The 19,298-nt window shown below is 57.1% G+C and carries 17 protein-coding genes and 4 tRNA genes; 6 read left to right on the plus strand and 15 right to left on the minus strand.

All coding sequences use genetic code 11. The features are described from left to right. Positions 1-29: 29 nt before the first annotated feature. The 8 genes from corA to lptM form a co-directional block, all read right to left on the minus strand. On the minus strand, positions 30-980 hold the full coding sequence (gene corA, locus AC2TE5_RS21990) for a magnesium/cobalt transporter CorA (RefSeq protein ID WP_008501540.1): 951 nt from the start codon (positions 978-980) through the stop codon (positions 30-32). 151 nt (positions 981-1,131) lie between these two features. Then, positions 1,132-1,188 carry a YsgD/CorL family protein gene (gene ysgD, locus AC2TE5_RS21995; protein WP_212743980.1) on the minus strand — a complete coding sequence of 19 codons (57 nt, stop codon included), beginning with the start codon at positions 1,186-1,188 and terminating at the stop codon, positions 1,132-1,134. Between the two features lie 149 nt (positions 1,189-1,337). Continuing rightward, the gene (gene uvrD / locus AC2TE5_RS22000; protein WP_484612370.1) at positions 1,338-3,500 is read right to left on the minus strand and encodes a DNA helicase II; all 2,163 of its coding nucleotides are present in this window, start codon (positions 3,498-3,500) and stop codon (positions 1,338-1,340) included. A gap of 107 nt (positions 3,501-3,607) precedes the next feature. Then, positions 3,608-4,324 carry a 5-amino-6-(5-phospho-D-ribitylamino)uracil phosphatase YigB gene (yigB, locus tag AC2TE5_RS22005; RefSeq protein ID WP_159515109.1) on the minus strand — a complete coding sequence of 239 codons (717 nt, stop codon included), beginning with the start codon at positions 4,322-4,324 and terminating at the stop codon, positions 3,608-3,610. After that, complete coding sequence (gene xerC / locus AC2TE5_RS22010; protein WP_121423322.1) at positions 4,324-5,226, minus strand: tyrosine recombinase XerC; 903 nt, start codon at positions 5,224-5,226, stop codon at positions 4,324-4,326. Before xerC ends, yigB begins: the two co-directional genes overlap by 1 nt. After that, positions 5,223-5,930 carry a DUF484 domain-containing protein gene (locus AC2TE5_RS22015; RefSeq protein WP_023309626.1) on the minus strand — a complete coding sequence of 236 codons (708 nt, stop codon included), beginning with the start codon at positions 5,928-5,930 and terminating at the stop codon, positions 5,223-5,225. Before AC2TE5_RS22015 ends, xerC begins: the two co-directional genes overlap by 4 nt. Then, positions 5,927-6,751, minus strand: coding sequence for a diaminopimelate epimerase (gene dapF / locus AC2TE5_RS22020; protein ID WP_008501545.1), 825 nt, complete (start codon positions 6,749-6,751; stop codon positions 5,927-5,929). The genes AC2TE5_RS22015 and dapF overlap by 4 nt, the downstream gene beginning before the upstream one ends. 35 nt (positions 6,752-6,786) lie before the next feature. Continuing rightward, positions 6,787-6,990, minus strand: coding sequence for an LPS translocon maturation chaperone LptM (gene lptM / locus AC2TE5_RS22025; RefSeq protein WP_014885650.1), 204 nt, complete (start codon positions 6,988-6,990; stop codon positions 6,787-6,789). A gap of 135 nt (positions 6,991-7,125) precedes the next feature. On the opposite strand from lptM, the gene cyaY reads away from it, so the two are divergent. Continuing rightward, positions 7,126-7,446 carry an iron donor protein CyaY gene (gene cyaY, locus AC2TE5_RS22030; RefSeq protein WP_213730199.1) on the plus strand — a complete coding sequence of 107 codons (321 nt, stop codon included), beginning with the start codon at positions 7,126-7,128 and terminating at the stop codon, positions 7,444-7,446. Between the two features lie 91 nt (positions 7,447-7,537). On the opposite strand, the gene cyaA is transcribed toward cyaY, so the two are convergent. Then, a complete protein-coding gene (gene cyaA / locus AC2TE5_RS22035; protein ID WP_159515111.1) occupies positions 7,538-10,081 on the minus strand; it encodes a class I adenylate cyclase in 2,544 nt (847 codons plus the stop codon). Between the two features lie 350 nt (positions 10,082-10,431). On the opposite strand from cyaA, the gene hemC reads away from it, so the two are divergent. From hemC to AC2TE5_RS22060, 5 genes are all read left to right on the plus strand, one after another. Next, positions 10,432-11,373, plus strand: a complete 942-nt coding sequence (gene hemC, locus AC2TE5_RS22040; RefSeq protein ID WP_257259625.1) for a hydroxymethylbilane synthase — start codon at positions 10,432-10,434, stop codon at positions 11,371-11,373. Continuing rightward, a complete protein-coding gene (gene hemD / locus AC2TE5_RS22045) occupies positions 11,370-12,110 on the plus strand; it encodes a uroporphyrinogen-III synthase (protein ID WP_213823062.1) in 741 nt (246 codons plus the stop codon). Before hemC ends, hemD begins: the two co-directional genes overlap by 4 nt. Positions 12,111-12,130: 20 nt before the next feature. Beyond that, positions 12,131-13,327 carry a uroporphyrinogen-III C-methyltransferase gene (gene hemX, locus AC2TE5_RS22050; RefSeq protein WP_063145026.1) on the plus strand — a complete coding sequence of 399 codons (1,197 nt, stop codon included), beginning with the start codon at positions 12,131-12,133 and terminating at the stop codon, positions 13,325-13,327. A gap of 2 nt (positions 13,328-13,329) precedes the next feature. Then, a complete protein-coding gene (gene hemY / locus AC2TE5_RS22055) occupies positions 13,330-14,529 on the plus strand; it encodes a protoheme IX biogenesis protein HemY (RefSeq protein ID WP_484613373.1) in 1,200 nt (399 codons plus the stop codon). 172 nt (positions 14,530-14,701) lie between these two features. Beyond that, positions 14,702-15,913, plus strand: coding sequence for an MFS transporter (locus AC2TE5_RS22060; RefSeq protein WP_484612371.1), 1,212 nt, complete (start codon positions 14,702-14,704; stop codon positions 15,911-15,913). A gap of 507 nt (positions 15,914-16,420) precedes the next feature. Here AC2TE5_RS22060 and AC2TE5_RS22065 read toward each other — a convergent pair. From AC2TE5_RS22065 to wecG, 6 genes are all read right to left on the minus strand, one after another. Beyond that, a tRNA-Pro gene (locus tag AC2TE5_RS22065) sits at positions 16,421-16,497 on the minus strand. Between the two features lie 46 nt (positions 16,498-16,543). Further along, positions 16,544-16,629 (minus strand) — tRNA-Leu (locus tag AC2TE5_RS22070). Positions 16,630-16,651: 22 nt separating this feature from the next. Then, positions 16,652-16,727, minus strand: a tRNA-His gene (locus AC2TE5_RS22075). A gap of 67 nt (positions 16,728-16,794) precedes the next feature. After that, positions 16,795-16,871: transfer RNA gene (locus AC2TE5_RS22080), tRNA-Arg, on the minus strand. Positions 16,872-16,973: 102 nt separating this feature from the next. After that, positions 16,974-18,359: a bifunctional threonine/serine APC transporter ThrP gene (thrP, locus tag AC2TE5_RS22085; RefSeq protein WP_213330354.1), complete on the minus strand. Its 1,386-nt coding sequence runs from the start codon at positions 18,357-18,359 to the stop codon at positions 16,974-16,976. 197 nt (positions 18,360-18,556) lie between these two features. Continuing rightward, positions 18,557-19,297, minus strand: coding sequence for a lipopolysaccharide N-acetylmannosaminouronosyltransferase (gene wecG, locus AC2TE5_RS22090; protein WP_484612372.1), 741 nt, complete (start codon positions 19,295-19,297; stop codon positions 18,557-18,559). Position 19,298: the final 1 nt, after the last annotated feature.

A 19,298-nucleotide genomic window follows, 5' to 3' on the forward strand; every position in this document is an offset into this window, starting at 1 on the left:
GGGTAAGCGCAGCGCCACCCGCCAGATTTTTACAGCCAGTTACGACGCTTAAAGTACAGATACGGCGCCAGCCCCGCGAGGATCATAAAGATAATCGCCCCCGGGTAGCCAAAGCTCCACTTCAGCTCCGGCATAAACTCAAAGTTCATCCCGTAGCTGGACGCCACCAGCGTCGGCGGCAGGAACACCACGGACACCACCGAGAAGATCTTGATGATGCGGTTCTGCTCGATGTTGATAAAGCCCATCGCCGCCTGCATCAGGAAGTTCACCTTCTGGAACAGAGATTCGTTGTGCGGCAGCAGGGATTCGATATCTCGTAAGATCTCGCGCGCCTGCTCCAGCTGACCGCCCGGCAGACGCGCCTTGCGCACCAGGAAGTTCAGCGCGCGCTGGGTATCCATCAGACACAAACGCACCTTCCAGCCGATATCTTCCAGCTCCGCCAGCGTGGAGAGCGCTTCGTCGTACTCATCGCCCTGATGGCCTTCCATGATCACGCGGCTCAGCTTTTCCAGGTCGCTGTAGATGTTTTCAATTTCGTCCGCCAGCTGTTCAATTTTGGTCTCGAACAGATCGAGCAGCAGCTCGTAAGCGTTACCGTCCACCATTGCCTGGCTGCGGGCGCGCATGCGGTAAAGACGGAATGCCGGCAGCTCGCGCTCGCGCAGGGTAAACAGACGGCCGTCGCGAATGGTAAACGCCACGGTGGAGTTACCCGCGTGGTCTTCCGCATCTTCAAAGAAGAAGAAGGAGTGAATATGCAGCCCGTCTTCGTCTTCAAAAAAACGCGCGGATGCTTCGATGTCTTCCAGTTCCGGGCGGGTTGCCAGGCTTTGCCCCAGCTCAGATTGTACGCGAAGGCGCTCATCGTCGTCCGGCTCGACCAGATCCACCCATACGGCATCAATGAGGGGCTGTGACTCTTCGGCTTCAAGCCGAGTCAGTCGGTTATTTTCGAGTTGAAATGCGCTCAACATGACCGGGACTCCCAATGCAAAAAATATCGGACAGTTCGGTGGGCACACAGAAACAAATTGGGTTTCAGACCATTAAACAGCCTGACTCAGCGCGACGGGAATAATGCAGGTCGCTGACAACCACTAAGGCCATCAGCAAGAGGAGATAGCCTTAGGAGTTGTTCCTGGATGACAGGGAATTGAGCCAGTATCTACTGGGTGTGTCCAAGGCGAATGTCCTCTTAGCGTAATCGTGCGCGCATGTTACGCCAGCTATAACTGTGGCGTCAACACGCAACGGAACGCTGAAGGGCATTAATTGACCTTCACTGTATAAGGCTAGCAGATTATTACAAAATAATTATATTTTTCTGAATGTTAGACTGTTTCCAGCTTCGCATAGGCCGCCACCAGCCATTTGATCCCCTGCCCCTGGAACGCCACCTGCAGACGGCTGTGCTCGCCGCTGCCTTCCAGATTCACAATGGTACCTTCGCCAAACTTCGAATGGCGCACGCGCTGGCCCAGCTTATAGCCGGTGTCGGTTTCCGCAATCGGCGAGCCCATGCGCTGATGGCTGACCGGACGGCTGATGCTCGCCCGCAGACGCACCTCTTCCACGCACTCCTCCGGCAGTTCGCCGATAAAGCGCGACGGACGGTGATAAACCTCTTTACCGTACAGGCGGCGGGTTTCGGCATAGGTCAGCGTCAGCTTTTGCATCGCGCGCGTCACGCCCACGTAGGCCAGACGACGCTCCTCTTCCAGACGACCGCCCTCATCCAGCGACATCTGGCTCGGGAACATCCCCTCTTCCATCCCGACAATAAACACCTGCGGGAACTCCAGGCCTTTGGCGGAGTGCAGGGTCATCAGCTGAACCGCATCCTGCCAGGTATCCGCCTGCCCTTCGCCCGCTTCCAGCGCGGCGTGGGAGAGGAACGCCTGCAGCGGCATCAGGTCTTCGTCTTCTTCGTTATAGCTGAACTGGCGCGTTGCCGTGACCAGTTCCTCTAAGTTCTCAATACGGGTCTGGCCCTTCTCGCCCTTTTCCTGCTCGTACATGGTGCGCAGGCCGGAGTCTTTAATCACCCGGTCGGTCTGCACGTGCAGCGGCATATCGACGGTTTCCTGCGCCAGGGCGTCAATCAGCTCAAGGAAGCGCTGTAACGCGCTGGCGGCGCGCCCGGCGAGGGCTTTTTCCTGCAGCAGCTCGCGGCACGCCTGCCACAGCGTCAGTTGGCGATCGCGCGAGGCCTGACGCACCACGTCCAGCGTGCGGTCGCCAATCCCGCGGGTCGGCGTATTGACCACGCGCTCAAACGCCGCGTCGTCGTTACGGTTCGCAATGAGGCGCAGATACGACAGCGCATCTTTGATTTCCTGGCGTTCGAAGAAGCGCATGCCGCCATAAATGCGGTACGGCATGCTCACCTGCAGGAGCGCCTCTTCCAGCACGCGCGACTGGGCGTTGCTGCGGTAGAGAATGGCGCACTGCTCCAGCGCGCCGCCGTTGTCCTGCCAGGTTTTTATGCGGTTCACCACGAAGCGGGCTTCGTCGAGCTCGTTGAAGGCGCAGTAAATCGAAATCGGTTCGCCGTCGACGCCGTCGGTCCACAGCTTTTTACCCAGACGCCCGTTGTTGTTTTCAATCAGGGCGTTGGCCGCGCTCAGGATGTTGCTGGTGGAGCGGTAGTTCTGCTCCAGACGGATGGTTTCCGCGCCGGGGAAATCGTTGAGGAAGCGCTGGATGTTCTCCACCTGCGCCCCGCGCCAGCCGTAAATCGACTGGTCATCATCGCCCACGATCATCACCTTGCCGGTATCACCGGCCAGCAGGCGGATCCACGCGTACTGGATGTTGTTGGTATCCTGGAATTCGTCCACCAGGATATTGGTGAAGCGTTCACGGTAGTGCTGCAGGATGTGCGGCTTGTTGAGCCACAGCTCGTGGGCGCGCAGCAGCAGCTCGGCGAAATCCACCAGACCGGCGCGATCGCACGCTTCCTGATAGGCCTTGTAGACGTTCTGCCAGGTCTGCTCGACCGGGTTGCCGAAGCTCTGAATGTGGTGCGGGCGCAGCCCCTCGTCTTTCTGGCCGTTGATGTACCACATCGCCTGACGCGGCGGCCACTGCTTCTCGTCGAGGTTCATCGCCTTGATCAGGCGCTTCAGCAAGCGGAGCTGGTCTTCGCTGTCGAGGATCTGGAAATCCTGCGGCAGGTTGGCGTCCATATGGTGCGCGCGCAGCAGGCGGTGCGCCAGGCCGTGGAAGGTGCCGACCCACATGCCGCCCTGGCTGGTGCCCATCAGTTGGGCAATACGGTGGCGCATCTCTGCCGCCGCCTTGTTGGTAAACGTCACCGCCATAATGGAGTACGGTGAGCAGTTCTCCACGCTCTGCAGCCAGGCAATACGGTGTACCAGCACGCGCGTCTTACCACTGCCCGCCCCAGCCAGCACCAGCATGTTGGTGCGCGAGGCGGCAACCGCGTCACGCTGTTTGTCATTAAGGCTGTCGAGCAGGTAAGAAACGTCCATTGGCACCGTCACATAGTATTCAGGAACACAGCAAAACGCCCGGTGGCGCTTCGCTTACCGGGCCTACAACTGCAAACCCCTGGTAATTTATACAATATTACTGGTGATTATATCAGCGTCGTGAGGGATGCCAACCGTGAAATTTCCACGTGCGGCAGAAGACGACTGTCCAGCGTGGTCATCAGGTCGGCGTTTTCCGGCTTGATCCAGCAGGCCTGCATGCCGCAGCGAATAGCCCCGGCCACGTCCGTGGTCAGGTCATCCCCCACGTGCAGAATGTTACCCAGCGGCAGGTTAAGCTTATCCGCCGCCAGATGGTACATATCGCTGAACGGCTTCGCGCGCCCGTGAGGGCCTGCGCGCAGCACAAATTCAAAGTAATCGCTGAGGCCAAACAGCTCGGGCTGGGCATTGCCGTTGGTGATGGCCACCAGCGGCCACTTTTCGGCAAGCTTCGCCAGCGTCTCGTGGGTTTCCTGCGGCACGTCGATACGGCTGCGCCATTTGGCGAAGTTTTCCATTGCCGCTTCGGCCCCGATGGCCGCGTCCTGCACGCTCAGGCCCACGTTGAGCATCGCCTGCTCAACCGCACGACGACGCCATTCGGTCACGTCGTGGTAAATGTCCGGCTCGGTCTCACGCAGGGACTGACGCAGCTTCTGAAAATCCTTGTTCTGTATCGCTTTCAGCGCGGGATGATAGTTCTGCACAAACGCCAGCGACTCCTGCTCGGTACGCAGGATCACCTCGCGGTTGTCATAAAGGGTGTCATCAAGGTCAAACGTCAGGGCCGAGATCTGACCAAGTGGGCGGTAAAAACGCATTATTTCCCCCGTTTGGCGCGTGGATGCGCCGCGTCATACACCGAGGCAAGGTGTTGGAAGTCTAAGTGGGTATAGATTTGAGTGGTCGACAGATTTGCGTGGCCAAGCAGTTCCTGCACGCCGCGCAGATCGCCGCTCGACTCAAGCATGTGTGTCGCAAAGGAGTGGCGCAGCTTGTGCGGGTGAACGTGGCTGTTCAGCCCCTGCTTAATGCCCCACTCCGCAAAGCGCTTCTGCACGTTACGCGCCGAGATCCGTTTGCCGAGTTTCGACAGGAACAGCGCATCCTCTTCGCTGCCAAACAGCCCGCGTAGGTCAAGCCAGTGCTCAATCCAGGAGACCGCGTTGCGGCCAATCGGCAGACGGCGCTCTTTGCTGCCCTTACCCATCACCCACACTTCACCAGATTCCAGATCGAGATGCTTGAGGTCAAGGTTGACGAGTTCAGACAGACGCAGGCCTGCGCCGTACATCACCTCCAGCATCGCGCGGTCGCGCACGGCCAGCGGATCGTTAAGGTCGATATCCAGCAGGCGGTTTACGTCATCGACGTCGATATTTTTAGGCAGATGGCGCGGCGCTTTCGGCGTGGCGATCCCCTTTGCCGGGTTGGCTTTTAAGCCCCCCTGGCTGACCAGCCAGTCGAAGAAACTGCGCAGCGCTGAGAGCCTGAGTGCCAGGCTCGCCGGGCTGAGATTTTTTTTACGGCTACGCACGACGAACCCGCGTACCGTCGCAGCGTCACATTGTTGCCAGCTTTTCAGGCCGATTTCGTCGGCAATCTGCATGATGGCATCAAGCTGACGCTGGTAGTTGAGCAGGGTAATGGGGCTAAGCTGACGCTCCACGCCCAGATAGCGCAGAAAGCGCGAAACGTCAGTGGCGAGCAGTCCGTCCGTCATACGCGCTCAATCCAGCGCTCCAGCAGCTCGGGCAGCATCAGGGCGATCTCCTGCAGCAGGTGCGTGGCTTGCCCCTGCTCATAGTGATGCGCGTCGCGGCTGGTAAATAACATGACCCCCAGATCGCCATCGCGCCCCATCAGCGACATCGCCACCGAGCCAATCGCTTTGGCTTCCGGTAATACCACCAGCAGCTCAGGCCCGTTCAGCGGCCCCAGATAGTGGTGCTCATGGCCCAGACGCTGAATGCGCAGCGGTTCAAACGCCTGACGGCTGAGCGCCAGATGGGTAAACCCCGACGGCGCGCCAATGCGCCAGCGGTCAGGGAACAGACGAATCGTTGCGCCTGCCAGCCCCAGCTCCCGGGCCCAGCGGTGAAAGCGGCTGAGGAACTCGTCAAGGCTGTGCGCCGACGCCAGACGCGCCTGCAGGTGCAGCAGACGATAGAACAGGCTTTCGTTGGTGCTGGCCTGCTCCATCAGCAGCGTCATGTTCTCTTCAAGCTGATTGATGTGGTTGCGCGAGCGCGCCATGTGCCATTCGACCAGCGACACGGTCCCGCGAACCGGATGCGGCACGCGCATCTCTTCGACGACGCGTGCATTGCGAATAAAAAACTCAGGATTGCGCAGCAGATAATCAACAACAGCTCTGTCGTCCAGTTCCGTCACTGTTTCCTGCAGTTCTTCCCCTGGTTGTTTCATAGATGGATAAACCCGTCATAGACATGTGCCGCCGGGCCAGTCATATACAGTGGATGACCCGGTCCTTTCCAGGCGATATCAAGCCGACCGCCCGGTAACTCCACGCGAACCTCTTCTGCCAGTAACCCCTGAGAGATGCCCACGGCCACCGCAGCACAGGCACCGCTTCCGCAGGCCTGAGTCTCGCCCGCGCCGCGCTCGTAAACCCGCAGGCGAATGTGCTCGCGCTTCACCACCTGCATAAAGCCGATGTTCGCGCGCTCCGGGAAACGCTCGTGGCTTTCCAGCACCGGGCCGAGCGTTTCAACCGCGGCGGTTTCCACATCATCAACCTGAATCACGCAGTGTGGGTTACCCATTGAGACGACGCCGCACAATACTGTCTGCTCGGCCGCACGCATAATATAGGTCTTTTCCGCTTTGTTTGCGCGAAACGGCACGACGGAGGGCTCGAAGTTAGGCTCGCCCATGTTCACGCGCACCAGTTCATCATCGGTGACGCTGAGCACCATGCGACCATTGGCCGTGCTGACGCGAATATCACGCTTGTTGGTCAGCCCTTTCAGGCGGACAAAGCGGGCAAAACAGCGCGCGCCGTTTCCGCACTGGTTAACTTCGCTGCCGTCCGCGTTAAAAATACGGTAGTGGAAATCGAGGTCGGGATCGTACGGTGGCTCGACCACCAGCAGCTGATCGAACCCCACGCCCAGATGCCGATCCGCCAGGCGACGGATCAGTTCCGGGGAGAAAAACACATTCTGCGTTACCGCGTCGACGACCATAAAATCGTTGCCAAGGCCATGCATTTTAGAGAACTGCATCATTTGCTCCATTGCGCGGGTACAGAACGTTGTCGTCAGAGATTAACCTGAGTCGGGCCACCGTTGTCGCCACGATCGTTAGTATTTGGCGTGGTAGACTCAATGCCGCTTTGCACGGGTTTCGTCGGCGGCGGCGCGGTTTTATCCGCAGGTGGGAAGTACAGTGGTCCCTTCAGTCCGCAGCCAGTCAGGCTAAACAGCGTGATGAGAACGGCAAGCGTTCGGAAAGCGTTTTTCATTATAAAGTTGCCCGTAAGTTCAAATCTGTTTCTATCATCGCAGGAGAAGACACAAAAGCAAGAGTTTGCCGCTTTCCTGCAACGGGAATTATTTAGGGTTATACTGCCGGCATCACGAAAAACAGGAACAAAACCATGAACGACAGTGAATTCCATCGCCTTGCCGACAACCTGTGGATGACCATCGAAGAGCGTCTTGACGACTGGGACGGCGACAGCGATATCGATTGTGAAATCAACGGCGGCATTCTGACCCTGAGCTTCGAAAATGGCAGCAAAATTATTATTAACCGCCAGGAGCCGCTTCACCAGGTCTGGCTGGCCGCGAAACAGGGCGGCTATCATTTCGATCTGAAAGACGGGGAGTGGGTTTGCGACCGCAGCGGCGTCACGTTCTGGGATCTGCTGGAACAGGCCGCGACCGCGCAGGCGGGTGAGGCTGTGAGTTTCAGGTAGTTTTGTTGCCCGGTGGCGGCTGCGCCTTACCGGGCCTACAACGGCTCGAACCGTAGGCCGGGTAAGCGTCAGCGCCACCCGGCGAAAAGGCTCAGGAGAAATACTGCTGCAACAGCGGCGCGGTTTCCTGATTGGCAGGCGCGGCAGGCGTTACGGCCTGGGTCCGGAACGGGATCACCTGCGTACGACCGTCGACGTTCACAATCTGGTAGAACTGCGGCAGGTTAAAGTTGATAAAGCTTGAGCCGTAGGTGAAACGGTCATGCGAAGAGGAGTAGAAGCGGCTGACGTCGCGCACCAGCTCCTCTTTACTGCCTTCACAGTGGTGATACACCTCGGCGCGGTTGGTCTCATCCAGAATATAGATGTTAAACCCGGCATCCTCGCCCGACTCTTCAAAGAAGAACTGGATAATCCCTTCGCTGGCGAATCCGTCCACCACCTGCGGCAGCTTAACGTGATTAGTTTCCACCTGCACCGACAGGCCATGCAGCTTGTTGTGCGAAATCGCGCCGTAGAACTCGATGGCGTTTTCCAGCTTCTGTACCGACACGTTCAGGCGCTCGAAGAACAGGCCCCAGGTCTGACCGGAGACGCGCAGCGCTTTGAAGCGTCCGGTCTCCTGACGGGTGCTGGAGAGACGCAGTTCGATACACTCAGAAACCAGCTGCTGCACGCGGGTACGAATTAAACCGCGCAGGTGCTGGCTATAGCAGAACACTTCGACGCTGTCCGGCGGGGCGGCATCCTGGTGCATCTTGCCGAGAATGGTTTTCAGCGCTTCGATCATCGCCTGCTCGCCGTTGAAATGCAGGGTACGCACTTCGTTCCACGAGTTGCGGTACAGCAGATCCACGCTGCCCACCAGACAGTTTTGCTGCTCGCCAAAGCTGAAGACGTCCAGCTTGCGGAAGTCAAAGTGAACCACCTGATTGCGGAAGGCCGCCGTCGGGTCGTATTCCAGGTTGACGATAATCGCCAGATGGCGAATCTCGCACGGGCTGTAGAGCGCTTTCGGCGTTGGGGCAGGCAGACGCAGCGGGAAGTGGTGCGACACATCCGCGACCATCTCCTGCAGCTTAGCGAGATCAACCACCTCGTTGCCTTTGATAAACAGGCGCGTGCGCGAGGTCAGCAGGCCGTTGAACCAGGCCCAGGCCACCAGCTTGTTCAGGTAGCGGTTATATTCCAGCGGCTGATGGCTGACGATCGAATCCATGCTTGGCGCACGGTTATACAGATACCACCCGGTGCGGTTCGCGCGGCCCGGCGGCACATAGATAAAGGTCAGGTTCGGTTCTGACAGGTCTGGCGAAATCTGCGGGTTAACCAGGGTGACTTTACCCGGCAGCGCTTCAAACGCGGCGTACAGCTTACGGGTCAACACCCCGATGTCCTGCGGGCTGGCGGAAACGCTGAGGTTGTTACGGCGCGCAAAGCGGATCAGGTTACGGTAGCTCTGCATCATCGCATCGAGCAGTTCGTTGTGCGCTTCACGCACCTGATCGATTTTCCAGTTGGCCCGGTTGTCGAGCATGGACAAACGCGCTTCGTCCCATCCCCACTCTTTCACTAACTGACTGACCACTTCACGACGCCAGCCCACGCAGGCGCGCTCGCGACTCAATTTCTCACAGACTTTGAGATAGAAACATCGACGCACCAGGTCAAGACGCGTGGTGTCATCAATGGCTTTCAGGTATTCGGTCACGCGCTCCAGCATCATGCAGTAGGCGTCCAGCCCGAAGGAGACGATCTCCCCGTCGTGCAAACGCTGCTTGATATCTTTCGCCAGCAGGCGCGGCGTGGGGTATTCCCAGGAATAAGCTTCCAGCAGCAGCGTTTTCAGCACCGCTTTGTACGGTGAGTCGATACTTTTATAAAGCTGCCAGAGGCTTGCGCCAAAATACTCTTCGGCTGACAGAGAGCTCAGACCGCCGAGGTCCAGCCATTCGTTTGGCGTCAGTACGCCCTGCGCGTAAAGCGACATGACGTAGTCATCGTAATGCTCTTCTTCTTCGCAAGGGACCATATTCCACAGAATACGCTTCCCGGCCAGACGCACAGCAGTACGGTAAAATTCATCCAGCAATAAGATGTGCTGAGTCGAGCCGCAGTCCTCACCACCCAGACTGCCGCTTTCGTTATGGCGGAAACGGTTTTCATCAATCAGGAAGAAGCTTACTTCCACGCCGAGCGAGGCCGCCCAGCTCTCCAGCAGGCTGCACTTGCGCTGCAGCAGCTGACGCTCGTCGTTATCGAGCCAGGACTGATGGCAGACCCAGATGTCCAGGTCCGAAGAACAGCTTTGCCCTACCGATGAGGTGCTCCCCATAGAGTAAACGCCGGTAATCGGCAGTTCACCTTTCGGAGACTCCTGTGGCGGCATGCCGCGGTAGAGTTCCAGCTCGTTCAGGTAATGCTGTTGGGTTTCATCAGGCGTGAAAAGGCAAATGCCCTGGGGAACGTTACCGTCAAGGTAGCCAGGCATTAGCGGATGGTGATAGTGCAATAATGTCGGCAGCAGACTGTATACCTGCTGGAAAGCAGGGCCCATGGCAGCAAGCGCGCGATCCACACGCAGTTGATTAATGGCATCCAGTCTCTGTTTCAGAGTCTCAATATAGAGGTACAAGACGTATCGCCTGATGTTTCCGGGTGTCGCAAGCTATTCAAAACACGAATAACAGCGGACCCGCAGTATTTCAAAAAGATAACCGTTACCCTTTTTCGCCCTTATCATTTTTGGTGGTAGCGACGAAAAAATGGTCTAAAACGTGATCAATTTAACACCTTGCCGGTTGACCGTAAAGAAAGATGCGCTACATACAAGTGTAGCACCGTTCTGTACGTGTAAATTCCTGAATACGGCTATGGCTGACGAATACGCCGCCTTGTCCCTCTCGCGCTTCATCAACCGTAAAACTGCCATCCCAGAGTCAACAATGTTAGGATGGTTAGCGATTGATAATGACGGTAACAAGCATGTTAGACAATGTTTTGAGAATTGCCACACGCCAAAGCCCTCTCGCGCTCTGGCAGGCACATTATGTGAAGCAGCGCCTCGAAGCCTGCCACAGTGGATTGCGCGTCGAGCTGGTGCCGATGGTCACGCGCGGTGACGTGATCCTCGATACGCCCCTGGCGAAAGTGGGCGGCAAAGGCCTGTTTGTCAAAGAGCTGGAACTGGCATTGCTTGAGAACCGCGCCGATATCGCCGTACATTCGATGAAAGACGTGCCCGTCGAGTTCCCGGAAGGGCTGGGGCTGGTGACTATCTGCGAGCGCGAAGATCCGCGCGATGCGTTTGTCTCTAACCACTATGACTCCCTCGACGCGCTGCCGGAAGGGAGCGTGGTTGGCACGTCCAGTTTACGCCGTCAGTGTCAGCTGGCGGAGCGTCGTCCTGACCTAATCATTCGCTCGCTGCGCGGTAACGTCGGCACGCGTCTGGGCAAGCTGGATAACGGCGATTACGATGCCATTATCCTCGCCGTTGCCGGCCTGAAGCGTCTGGGGCTGGAGTCGCGTATTCGCGTGGCGATGCCGCCAGAACTGTCGCTGCCGGCCGTGGGTCAGGGTGCCGTCGGCATCGAGTGCCGTCTGGACGATGCGCGTACCCGCGAACTGCTCGCGCCGCTGAACCACGACGAGACCGCTATTCGCGTAAAAGCCGAGCGTGCAATGAATACCCGCCTCGAAGGGGGATGCCAGGTACCGATTGGCAGCTATGCTGAATTAACAGATGGCGAACTGTGGCTGCGCGCGCTGGTGGGCGCCCCGGACGGTTCGCTGATGGTACGCGGCGAACGTCGCGGTAAAGCGCAAGATGCCGAGCAGCTTGGCGTGTCGCTGGCTGAAGAGCTGCTGGATAACGGCGCCCGCGAGATTCTGGCTGACGTTTATAATGGAGAGCCCCCTGCATGAGTATTCTCGTCACCCGCCCTTCTCCCGCAGGAGAGCAGTTAGTGAGCCGTCTGCGCGCACTGGGGCAGGTGGCCTGGAGTTTTCCGCTCATTGAATTCTCCCCCGGTCGGGAGCTCTCTGCGCTCGCCGACCAGATGAATACCCTTCAGGAAGGCGACCTGCTGTTTGCGCTGTCGCAACATGCCGTGGAATTTGCCCACGCGCAGCTGCAACAGCAGGGTTTGACCTGGCCAACCGCCCCCCGCTATTTTGCGATTGGCCGCACAACGGCACTGGCGCTGCATACCGTAAGCAGCGCGGACGTTCGTTACCCGTTAGATCGGGAAATCAGTGAAGTCTTGCTACAATTACCTGAATTACAAACTATTGCCGGAAAGCGTGCGCTCATTTTACGCGGTAATGGTGGCCGCGAACTGTTGGGCGAAACGCTGCGTGAACGTGGTGCAGACGTAACGTTCATTGAGTGTTATCAGCGCTGTGCAAAACACTACGATGGCGCGGAAGAGGCGATGCGCTGGCACGCGCGCGGCGTTAATACGCTGGTGGTCACCAGCGGTGAAATGTTACAACAGCTTTGGTCGCTGATACCGCTTTGGTATCGCGAAAACTGGTTACTCCGCTGTCGGCTTCTGGTCGTCAGTGAGCGTCTGGCGAACCAGGCCCGGGAACTGGGCTGGCAGGATATTCGGATCGCTGATAACGCCGACAACGATGCGCTGCTGCGCGCATTACAATAACTCTCAAATGGGAAGCCATAATGACGGAACACGACAAATCCTCCGCCGTGGTTGAAGAGACCAGGGAGACTGTGGAGACGACGCCACAGCCAGAGACGACAGAGAAAACCGCTGAGAAGAAAAACGGCAGCAATAAAACGAGCCTCACGCTGAGCGCGATTGCCATCGCCATTGCGCTGGCAGCAGGGGTTGGCCTGTACGGTCTGGTGAAGCAACAGGGTGCTAATCAAACGTCCACCAGCGATGCGCTGGTGAATCAGCTCACCGCCCTGCAAAAAGCGCAGGAGACGCAGAAAACCGAGCTGGAAGCGGTGATTAAGCAGCAGGCCGCCGCGCTTGCCGAGGCGAACAGCAAACAGGAAGAGCTGACCAAACAGCTGGGCGACGTGCAGCAGAAAGTCGCCACGATTTCCGGCACCGATGCCAAAACCTGGCTGCTGTCGCAGGCGGACTTCCTGGTGAAGCTCGCCGGACGTAAGCTCTGGAGCGATCAGGACGTCACCACTGCCGCCGCGCTGCTGAAAAGCGCCGATGCGAGCCTGGCAGACATGAACGACCCGAGCCTCATCGCGGCCCGTCGCGCGATTACCGAAGACATCGCCAGCCTCTCCGCCGTCTCGCAGGTGGATTACGACGGCATTATCCTCAAGGTGAACCAGCTTTCGAATCAGATTGATAACCTGCAGCTGGCGGATAATAACGACGACGACTCCCCGATGGATTCCGACGGTACCGAGCTTTCCAGCTCCCTGAGCGAATGGCGCATAAACCTGCAGAAAAGCTGGCAGAACTTTATGGACAGCTTCATTACTATTCGCCGTCGCGACGAAACCGCCGTGCCTCTGCTGGCGCCGAACCAGGATATCTATCTGCGCGAGAACATTCGTTCCCGCCTGCTGGTAGCGGCTCAGGCCGTACCGCGTCATCAGGAAGAGACCTACAAACAGGCACTGGATAACGTCTCAACGTGGGTACGCGCCTACTACAACACCGATGATGCGACGACCACCGCCTTCCTCGAAGACATTGATAAGCTGAGCCAGCAGAACATCACCATGAACGTGCCGGATAAGCTGGCCAGCCAGCCGATTCTGGAGAAGCTGATGCAGACGCGCGTACGTAACCTGCTGGCGCAGCCGGGCGTGCCGGCAGAGCCGTCGGGCGGAGCGGCACCAGCTCCGGCTCCGGCGCCTGAAAGCGCACCGCAAGGAGAGTAATGATGCTAAAAGTTTTATTACTCTTCATCCTGCTGATCGCCGGGATCGTGCTGGGCCCCATGCTTGCGGGCCATCAGGGTTACGTCCTGATCCAGACCGATAACTACAACATCGAAACCAGCGTAACGGGCCTGACGATCATTCTGATCCTCGGCGTGGTGGTGCTGTTTGCGATCGAGTGGATCCTGCGCCGTATTTTCCGCACCGGTGCCCACACGCGCGGCTGGTTCGTTGGCCGTAAGCGCCGTCGTGCCCGTAAGCAAACGGAGCAAGCGCTGCTGAAACTGGCCGAAGGCGATTATCAGCAGGTAGAAAAGCTGATGTCAAAAAACGCCGACCATGCCGAACAGCCGGTGGTGAATTATCTGCTCGCAGCCGAAGCGGCGCAGCAGCGCGGTGACGAAGCCCGTGCCAATCAGCATCTGGAGCGGGCGGCAGAGCTGGCTCATGGTGACCCGATTCCGGTAGAAATCACGCGCGTTCGTCTGCAGCTGGCGCGCAATGAAAATCACGCGGCTCGCCACGGTATCGATCGCCTGCTCGAAGTCGCGCCACGTCATCCGGAAGTGCTGCGTCTTGCCGAGCAGGCGTATATTCGTACCGGCGCCTGGGGCTCGCTGCTGGACATCATTCCGTCAATGGCGAAGGCCGAGGTAGGCGACGATGAACATCGTGATAAGCTTCAGCGTCTGGCATGGATTGGCCTGATGGATCAGGCGCGCGCCGACCTGGGCAGCGACGGTCTGAAAACGTGGTGGAAGAATCAGAGCCGTAAAACGCGTCAGCAGGTTCCTCTGCAGGTTGCCATGGCGGAACATCTTATTGAATGTGACGACCATGACACGGCTCAGGAGATCCTTCTCGACGGTCTGAAGCGCCAGTACGACGATCGCCTGGTGATGGTGATCCCGCGCCTGAAAACCAATAATCCAGAGCAAATCGAAAAAGTGCTGCGTCAGCAGATTAAAACCGTCGGTGACCGCCCGCTGCTGTGGAGCACGCTTGGTCAATCGCTGATGAAGCACGGAGAATGGCAGGAGGCGAGCCTCGCCTTCCGCGCGGCGCTGAAACAGCGTCCGGATGCCTTCGACTACGCATGGCTTGCCGATACGCTGGACAAGCAGCATAAGCCGGAAGAGGCAGCCGCCATGCGTCGTGATGGATTGCTATTGACGCTGCAAAATAACGGTACGCAGCAGTAAATAAAAAGGAGGCCAGAGGGCCTCCTTTTTTTATCGTCTTTCTCCTGCTACATTCTTTTCACCCACATCCGCAAACGAATCCGCCAATGTAACGATGTCTTTTCATTAACCTTTTTTCACACACGCGCACATTTTGCAGCGTGGACTAAATCGTTTTTGAAAGGAAATCTCAATGAACTCGCTTTTGTATGCGCTTATCCAAGCGCTGCGCTGCCACCGCTGGCTACGCCTGCTTGCCTGTGCTTTTATCTTTTCTTCACTGGGGAATGGTCTAACCCAGGTTGTGGTCTTCGGTTTGCTGTTAGCATGGTCAGCCCCGCCCGCTCTGCTTACTCTCGCTTTTCTTTTCGCTACGGTACCCGGATTCATCGGCAGCACGATCGGTGAAAAGCTGTGCTCACGCTGTTCTCCGATCTCCCTGCTGATACTGACCGAGGGACTAGGCTTGCTCGCCCTGCTCTTTCCCCTGCTTGGCGTGGGTTACCACAGCGTTGCCGCATTACTCGCTGTGCAATCCACCGAAGCGCTGCTCAGCGGGATGAGTTGGCCCGCGCTGACATTGCTCTTTAAGCGCGGACTTAGCGAAGCAGAGCTGCCTGCTGCGACCTGTCTGGAAAATGTGATTTTTGCTTCTCAGGTATTATTAGGTACCGGACTCGGCGTGGTGCTGTTCCAGCAGACCTCCGTGTTTACCTTGCTGGCTATTGATGCCGCGAGCTTTTTCGGGTCACTGTTACTGCTATGGCTGGCTGGACGTCGGTTTTCTGCGCCATTGCTACCGCTCTCCGGTGAAGAGGAAGCCCCCGCACCACTACGCTGGCAGACGCTGACCGTTCGGCAAAAACGCAGCCTGCTCATTTTACCGGCGCTGGCAGCCGTTGGCTCACCTGCCATGGCACTTCTTCCGGCACTGGCGCAGCAACTCCATCCTCAGGATGCGGCGGGCCTTGCTTTGCCTCTGCTTTTCGCGAGAAGCATGGGACAACTTTGCGGCCCCATGCTGCTAAAAAAAGAGAGCCTGACGCGCTTTTCCGCTCACACGCCGCGAATCATCCTTTGTCTCGGCATCTTTCTAACTGGTTATGGTGTGCTGCCGTTTTTATCCGGGTGGACGGCATGTGCGCTGGGCATGATCTTTATCGCGCATCTGGCCTCGAATGTTCTCTTCGCAGCGGGCACGTTTGGCGTACTCAGTAGTTTTCATTTCACGCAAACCGCTTCAGCCAGCGGTAAAGCCTGGCGCTGGCAAACGCTCAGCGCCTCGCTGTTCACCGGCATTGCAGCAATGGTGGCAGTTGAGTTTGGCTCAGTGCAGGCGCTCTATACGGTCTCGTCAGCCGCCCTACTGTTGGTCGCCCTGATCATGCGCAGGTACAGGGAATAAGGCATAAAAAAACGCCTGCTATAAAAGCAGGCGTTAAAACAGGTCTGTAAGACAACATATTTGGTGCTTCACTCAACGTTGTGTCCATGGTGTCTGATGAGGCCGAAGCGACATCTGTCAGTGGACGATAAGCACCGTAAATGGCTCTGCGTCATTCCTGAGTTTATGAGGCACTAAGGCGAACATAAGAGATGGAATGAGCATCTACACGCATATTATTGCACGTAACGTGCCAACATGACACCCAGAACTTTTACATGACGCAACATTTTAAGATAAAAGGAAATTATGCTGTTAAGCGCCGTCTTAAGCACTAGAACGTATCGGGAAAAGACGGGAATATGTCGCCAGGAGGAGACAGCAAAACGCATAACTGGTTTTTTATCTATCTTTCAATGAGTTGTATGTCGCTGGATTGCGACAATGAAAAAGGACGTTGTTGGGAAAAGACGACAGGGATGAAGAATCGCAGAAAACAAAAAACCCCGCCGAAGCGGGGTTCAAAATTGGTCGGCGAGAGAGGATTCGAACCTCCGACCCACTGGTCCCAAACCAGTTGCGCTACCAAGCTGCGCTACTCGCCGATGTACTGCTTTTTTGAATTTTTAGTTCAATTCATTTAAAAAGTCGTGGTGCGAGGGGGGGGACTCGAACCCCCACATCCAAAGGACACTAACACCTGAAGCTAGCGCGTCTACCAATTCCGCCACCTTCGCAATTCACAACTCTTTCAAATAATGGGGTGGCTAATGGGATTCGAACCCACGACAACTGGAATCACAATCCAGGGCTCTACCAACTGAGCTATAGCCACCACTGTATTCTTAACTCACGCGGTACTGACTACTTCTCAGACCACCGCAGCTCCAGCACCGGGTAAATGGTGCGCCCGACAGGATTCGAACCTGAGACCTCTGCCTCCGGAGGGCAGCGCTCTATCCAGCTGAGCTACGGGCGCTTAGCGCCGTTGCGGGGCTGGATATTACGTACCTCCGTCCCCGCTGTCTAGTGCTTTTTTGAAAAAAATGCGCGTTTGGTTATGGTTTGCACATTTTGCCGCTTATTCCTCCACTTTCTGCGTGGTAGCACGGCGGCCCAGGCCAAAAAGCTTATATGCAGCCGTTACAGCCGCAAGGAAGATCACCCCGACAAACAGCGACATGCGGGTATCTTCATTAAAGTACATCCCGATTAATACGCAAATCAGGAACGCCATCGTCAAATAGTTCGCATAGGGGAACAGAATTGAGCGGAACGGATGGCTTTCAATCGCCTTTTTATGCGCCTGGCGGAAACGCAGCTGGCTGATGAGGATGACAAACCACGGCACCATGCCCGGCAGTACGCTGGCGCTGTAGACGTAAACGAACACGCGCTGCGGGTTAGGAATGATGTAATTCAGGCAAGAGCCAATCAGCAGGATCACTATGGAGACCGCCACCCCCGCCACCGGCACCCCGGCACGTGAGACTTTGCTCATTGCCGCAGGCAGCTGGTTGTTCTTCGAGAGCGCATAGAGCATACGCCCGCAGCTGTACATCCCACTGTTACAGCCTGACAACGCTGCCGTCAGGACCACAAAGTTGATGATACCCGCCGCCGCCGTGATACCAATTTTGGCGAAGGTTAATACAAACGGGCTACCGGTCGTGCCAATTTCGTTCCACGGGAAGATGGTCACGATGACGAAGATCGCGCCCACATAGAAAATCAGGATACGCCACAGCACTTTGCCTACTGCGCTACGCAGCGTGACCTGCGGGTTTTTCGCTTCACCGGCGGTAATACCGATCAGCTCCACGCCCTGATACGAGGCCACAACGATACACAGCGCCGTCAGGAAGCCCTTCCAGCCGCCGGCGAAGAAGCCACCGTTTTCGGTCAGGTTGCCGAAGCCGATAGCGTGTCCACCGTTGCCAAAGCCGAAGAAAATCACGCCCAGGCCGACGACAATCATCACGATAATCGTGGTGACTTTGATCATTGCGAACCAGAACTCAATTTCACCGTAAAGGCGCACGGCGGCCAGGTTTGCCAGCGCCACCAGCCCCACGGCAATGAGCGCGGGTATCCACTGGACCATGTCCGGGAACCAGAACTGGACGTAAACCCCTATCGCGGTGATCTCAGAGATGCCCACCGCCATCCACATAAACCAGTATGACCAGGCCGTCAGGTAGCCGAAGAACGGGCTCATATAACGATGCGCGTATACGGCGAAGGAGCCGGTTACCGGCTCCAGGAAGAGCATTTCGCCCATGGAACGCATAATGAAGAAAACAAACAGCCCGGCGATAATATACGCCAGTAATACGGAAGGGCCTGCCCATTTGAGCGTACTTGCGGAGCCCATAAACAGGCCCACGCCGATAGTGCCGCCCAGCGCTATCAGTTCAATATGACGAGCTTCCAGCCCACGCTGTAGCTCCGGTTTTTTCTCTGCCATAGATCCTCGATTGTGTTTGCTGTTTCCCGGCTTAAGACCGGGTATTGTTTTTTAGGGGTACTAAAATACGGAGCGAATGGTTTCTTAAAATCTGCCAAATGGCAAACGATGCATTAAAAAAATGAATGCATTGCACAGATTATCAGCAGTTTTGCAGGCGAGTTGCAGCGCGAATAGCATATCGCGCTACATTTTGATTACATTTTCCCGGTGTAATGCCAGGCGAGGTAGCGAAGCAGACGGATCTGTCGTTTAATGCGCGTCGGTTGCGATAGCAGCCGGTACAGCCACTCCAACCCCAGATTTTGCCAGACCTTGGGCGCACGCTTAACGTGGCCGGTAAAGACGTCATACGTGCCGCCGACGCCCATGTAGAGGGCATCCGGACAGACCAGACGGCAGTCGCGCATCAGGATCTCCTGGCGCGGGGACCCCATCGCCACGGTGACAATTTTCGCCCCGCTGTCACGAACGCGCTCAAACAGAGCCTGCCGATCTTCCGGCTTGAAGTAACCATCCTGGCTGCCGACAATATTAACATTCCATTGACGACGCAGTTTCTCCTCCGTCTGGGCCAGTATCTCCGGCTTACCGCCAATCAGGAACACGGGCGTGCCCTGCGCACCTGCGCGGGCCATAAGCCGCTCCCAGAGATCGGCCCCCGCCACGCGGGAAACATTAGCGTCAGGATACTTTTTACGGATAGAGCGGACCACGCTGATCCCGTCCGCGTATTTAAATTCAGCCGCTTCAATCAGGCTTTTGACTTCCGCATTATCCTCAACCGCCAGCATTTTTTCCGCGTTGATGGCCACCAGCGTACCGGATTTCATCTGGCCGTCGGCGAACAGAAAGTCCAGCGCGTGCTGCATGTCGCGCCAGCCGATAAGCTGCAGGCCACGTAGCGCATAGCGCGGTGCAGAAATTTTATCAGTCATT

It is taken from the genome of Enterobacter sp. N5-15 (assembly GCF_057221635.1).

Excerpts from the sequence above, each read along its gene's own strand:
- hemY (WP_484613373.1), top strand. The coding sequence starts at position 13,330 with ATGCTAAAAGTTTTATTACTCTTCATCCTGCTGATCGCCGGGATCGTG.
- uvrD (WP_484612370.1), bottom strand. The coding sequence starts at position 3,500 with ATGGACGTTTCTTACCTGCTCGACAGCCTTAATGACAAACAGCGTGAC.
- dapF (WP_008501545.1), bottom strand. The coding sequence starts at position 6,751 with ATGCAGTTCTCTAAAATGCATGGCCTTGGCAACGATTTTATGGTCGTC.
- yigB (WP_159515109.1), bottom strand. The coding sequence starts at position 4,324 with ATGCGTTTTTACCGCCCACTTGGTCAGATCTCGGCCCTGACGTTTGAC.
- AC2TE5_RS22015 (WP_023309626.1), bottom strand. The coding sequence starts at position 5,930 with ATGAAACAACCAGGGGAAGAACTGCAGGAAACAGTGACGGAACTGGAC.
- cyaY (WP_213730199.1), top strand. The coding sequence starts at position 7,126 with ATGAACGACAGTGAATTCCATCGCCTTGCCGACAACCTGTGGATGACC.
- wecG (WP_484612372.1), bottom strand. The coding sequence starts at position 19,297 with ATGACTGATAAAATTTCTGCACCGCGCTATGCGCTACGTGGCCTGCAG.
- hemD (WP_213823062.1), top strand. The coding sequence starts at position 11,370 with ATGAGTATTCTCGTCACCCGCCCTTCTCCCGCAGGAGAGCAGTTAGTG.
- lptM (WP_014885650.1), bottom strand. The coding sequence starts at position 6,990 with ATGAAAAACGCTTTCCGAACGCTTGCCGTTCTCATCACGCTGTTTAGC.
- AC2TE5_RS22060 (WP_484612371.1), top strand. The coding sequence starts at position 14,702 with ATGAACTCGCTTTTGTATGCGCTTATCCAAGCGCTGCGCTGCCACCGC.
- hemX (WP_063145026.1), top strand. The coding sequence starts at position 12,131 with ATGACGGAACACGACAAATCCTCCGCCGTGGTTGAAGAGACCAGGGAG.
- thrP (WP_213330354.1), bottom strand. The coding sequence starts at position 18,359 with ATGGCAGAGAAAAAACCGGAGCTACAGCGTGGGCTGGAAGCTCGTCAT.
- xerC (WP_121423322.1), bottom strand. The coding sequence starts at position 5,226 with ATGACGGACGGACTGCTCGCCACTGACGTTTCGCGCTTTCTGCGCTAT.
- hemC (WP_257259625.1), top strand. The coding sequence starts at position 10,432 with ATGTTAGACAATGTTTTGAGAATTGCCACACGCCAAAGCCCTCTCGCG.
- corA (WP_008501540.1), bottom strand. The coding sequence starts at position 980 with ATGTTGAGCGCATTTCAACTCGAAAATAACCGACTGACTCGGCTTGAA.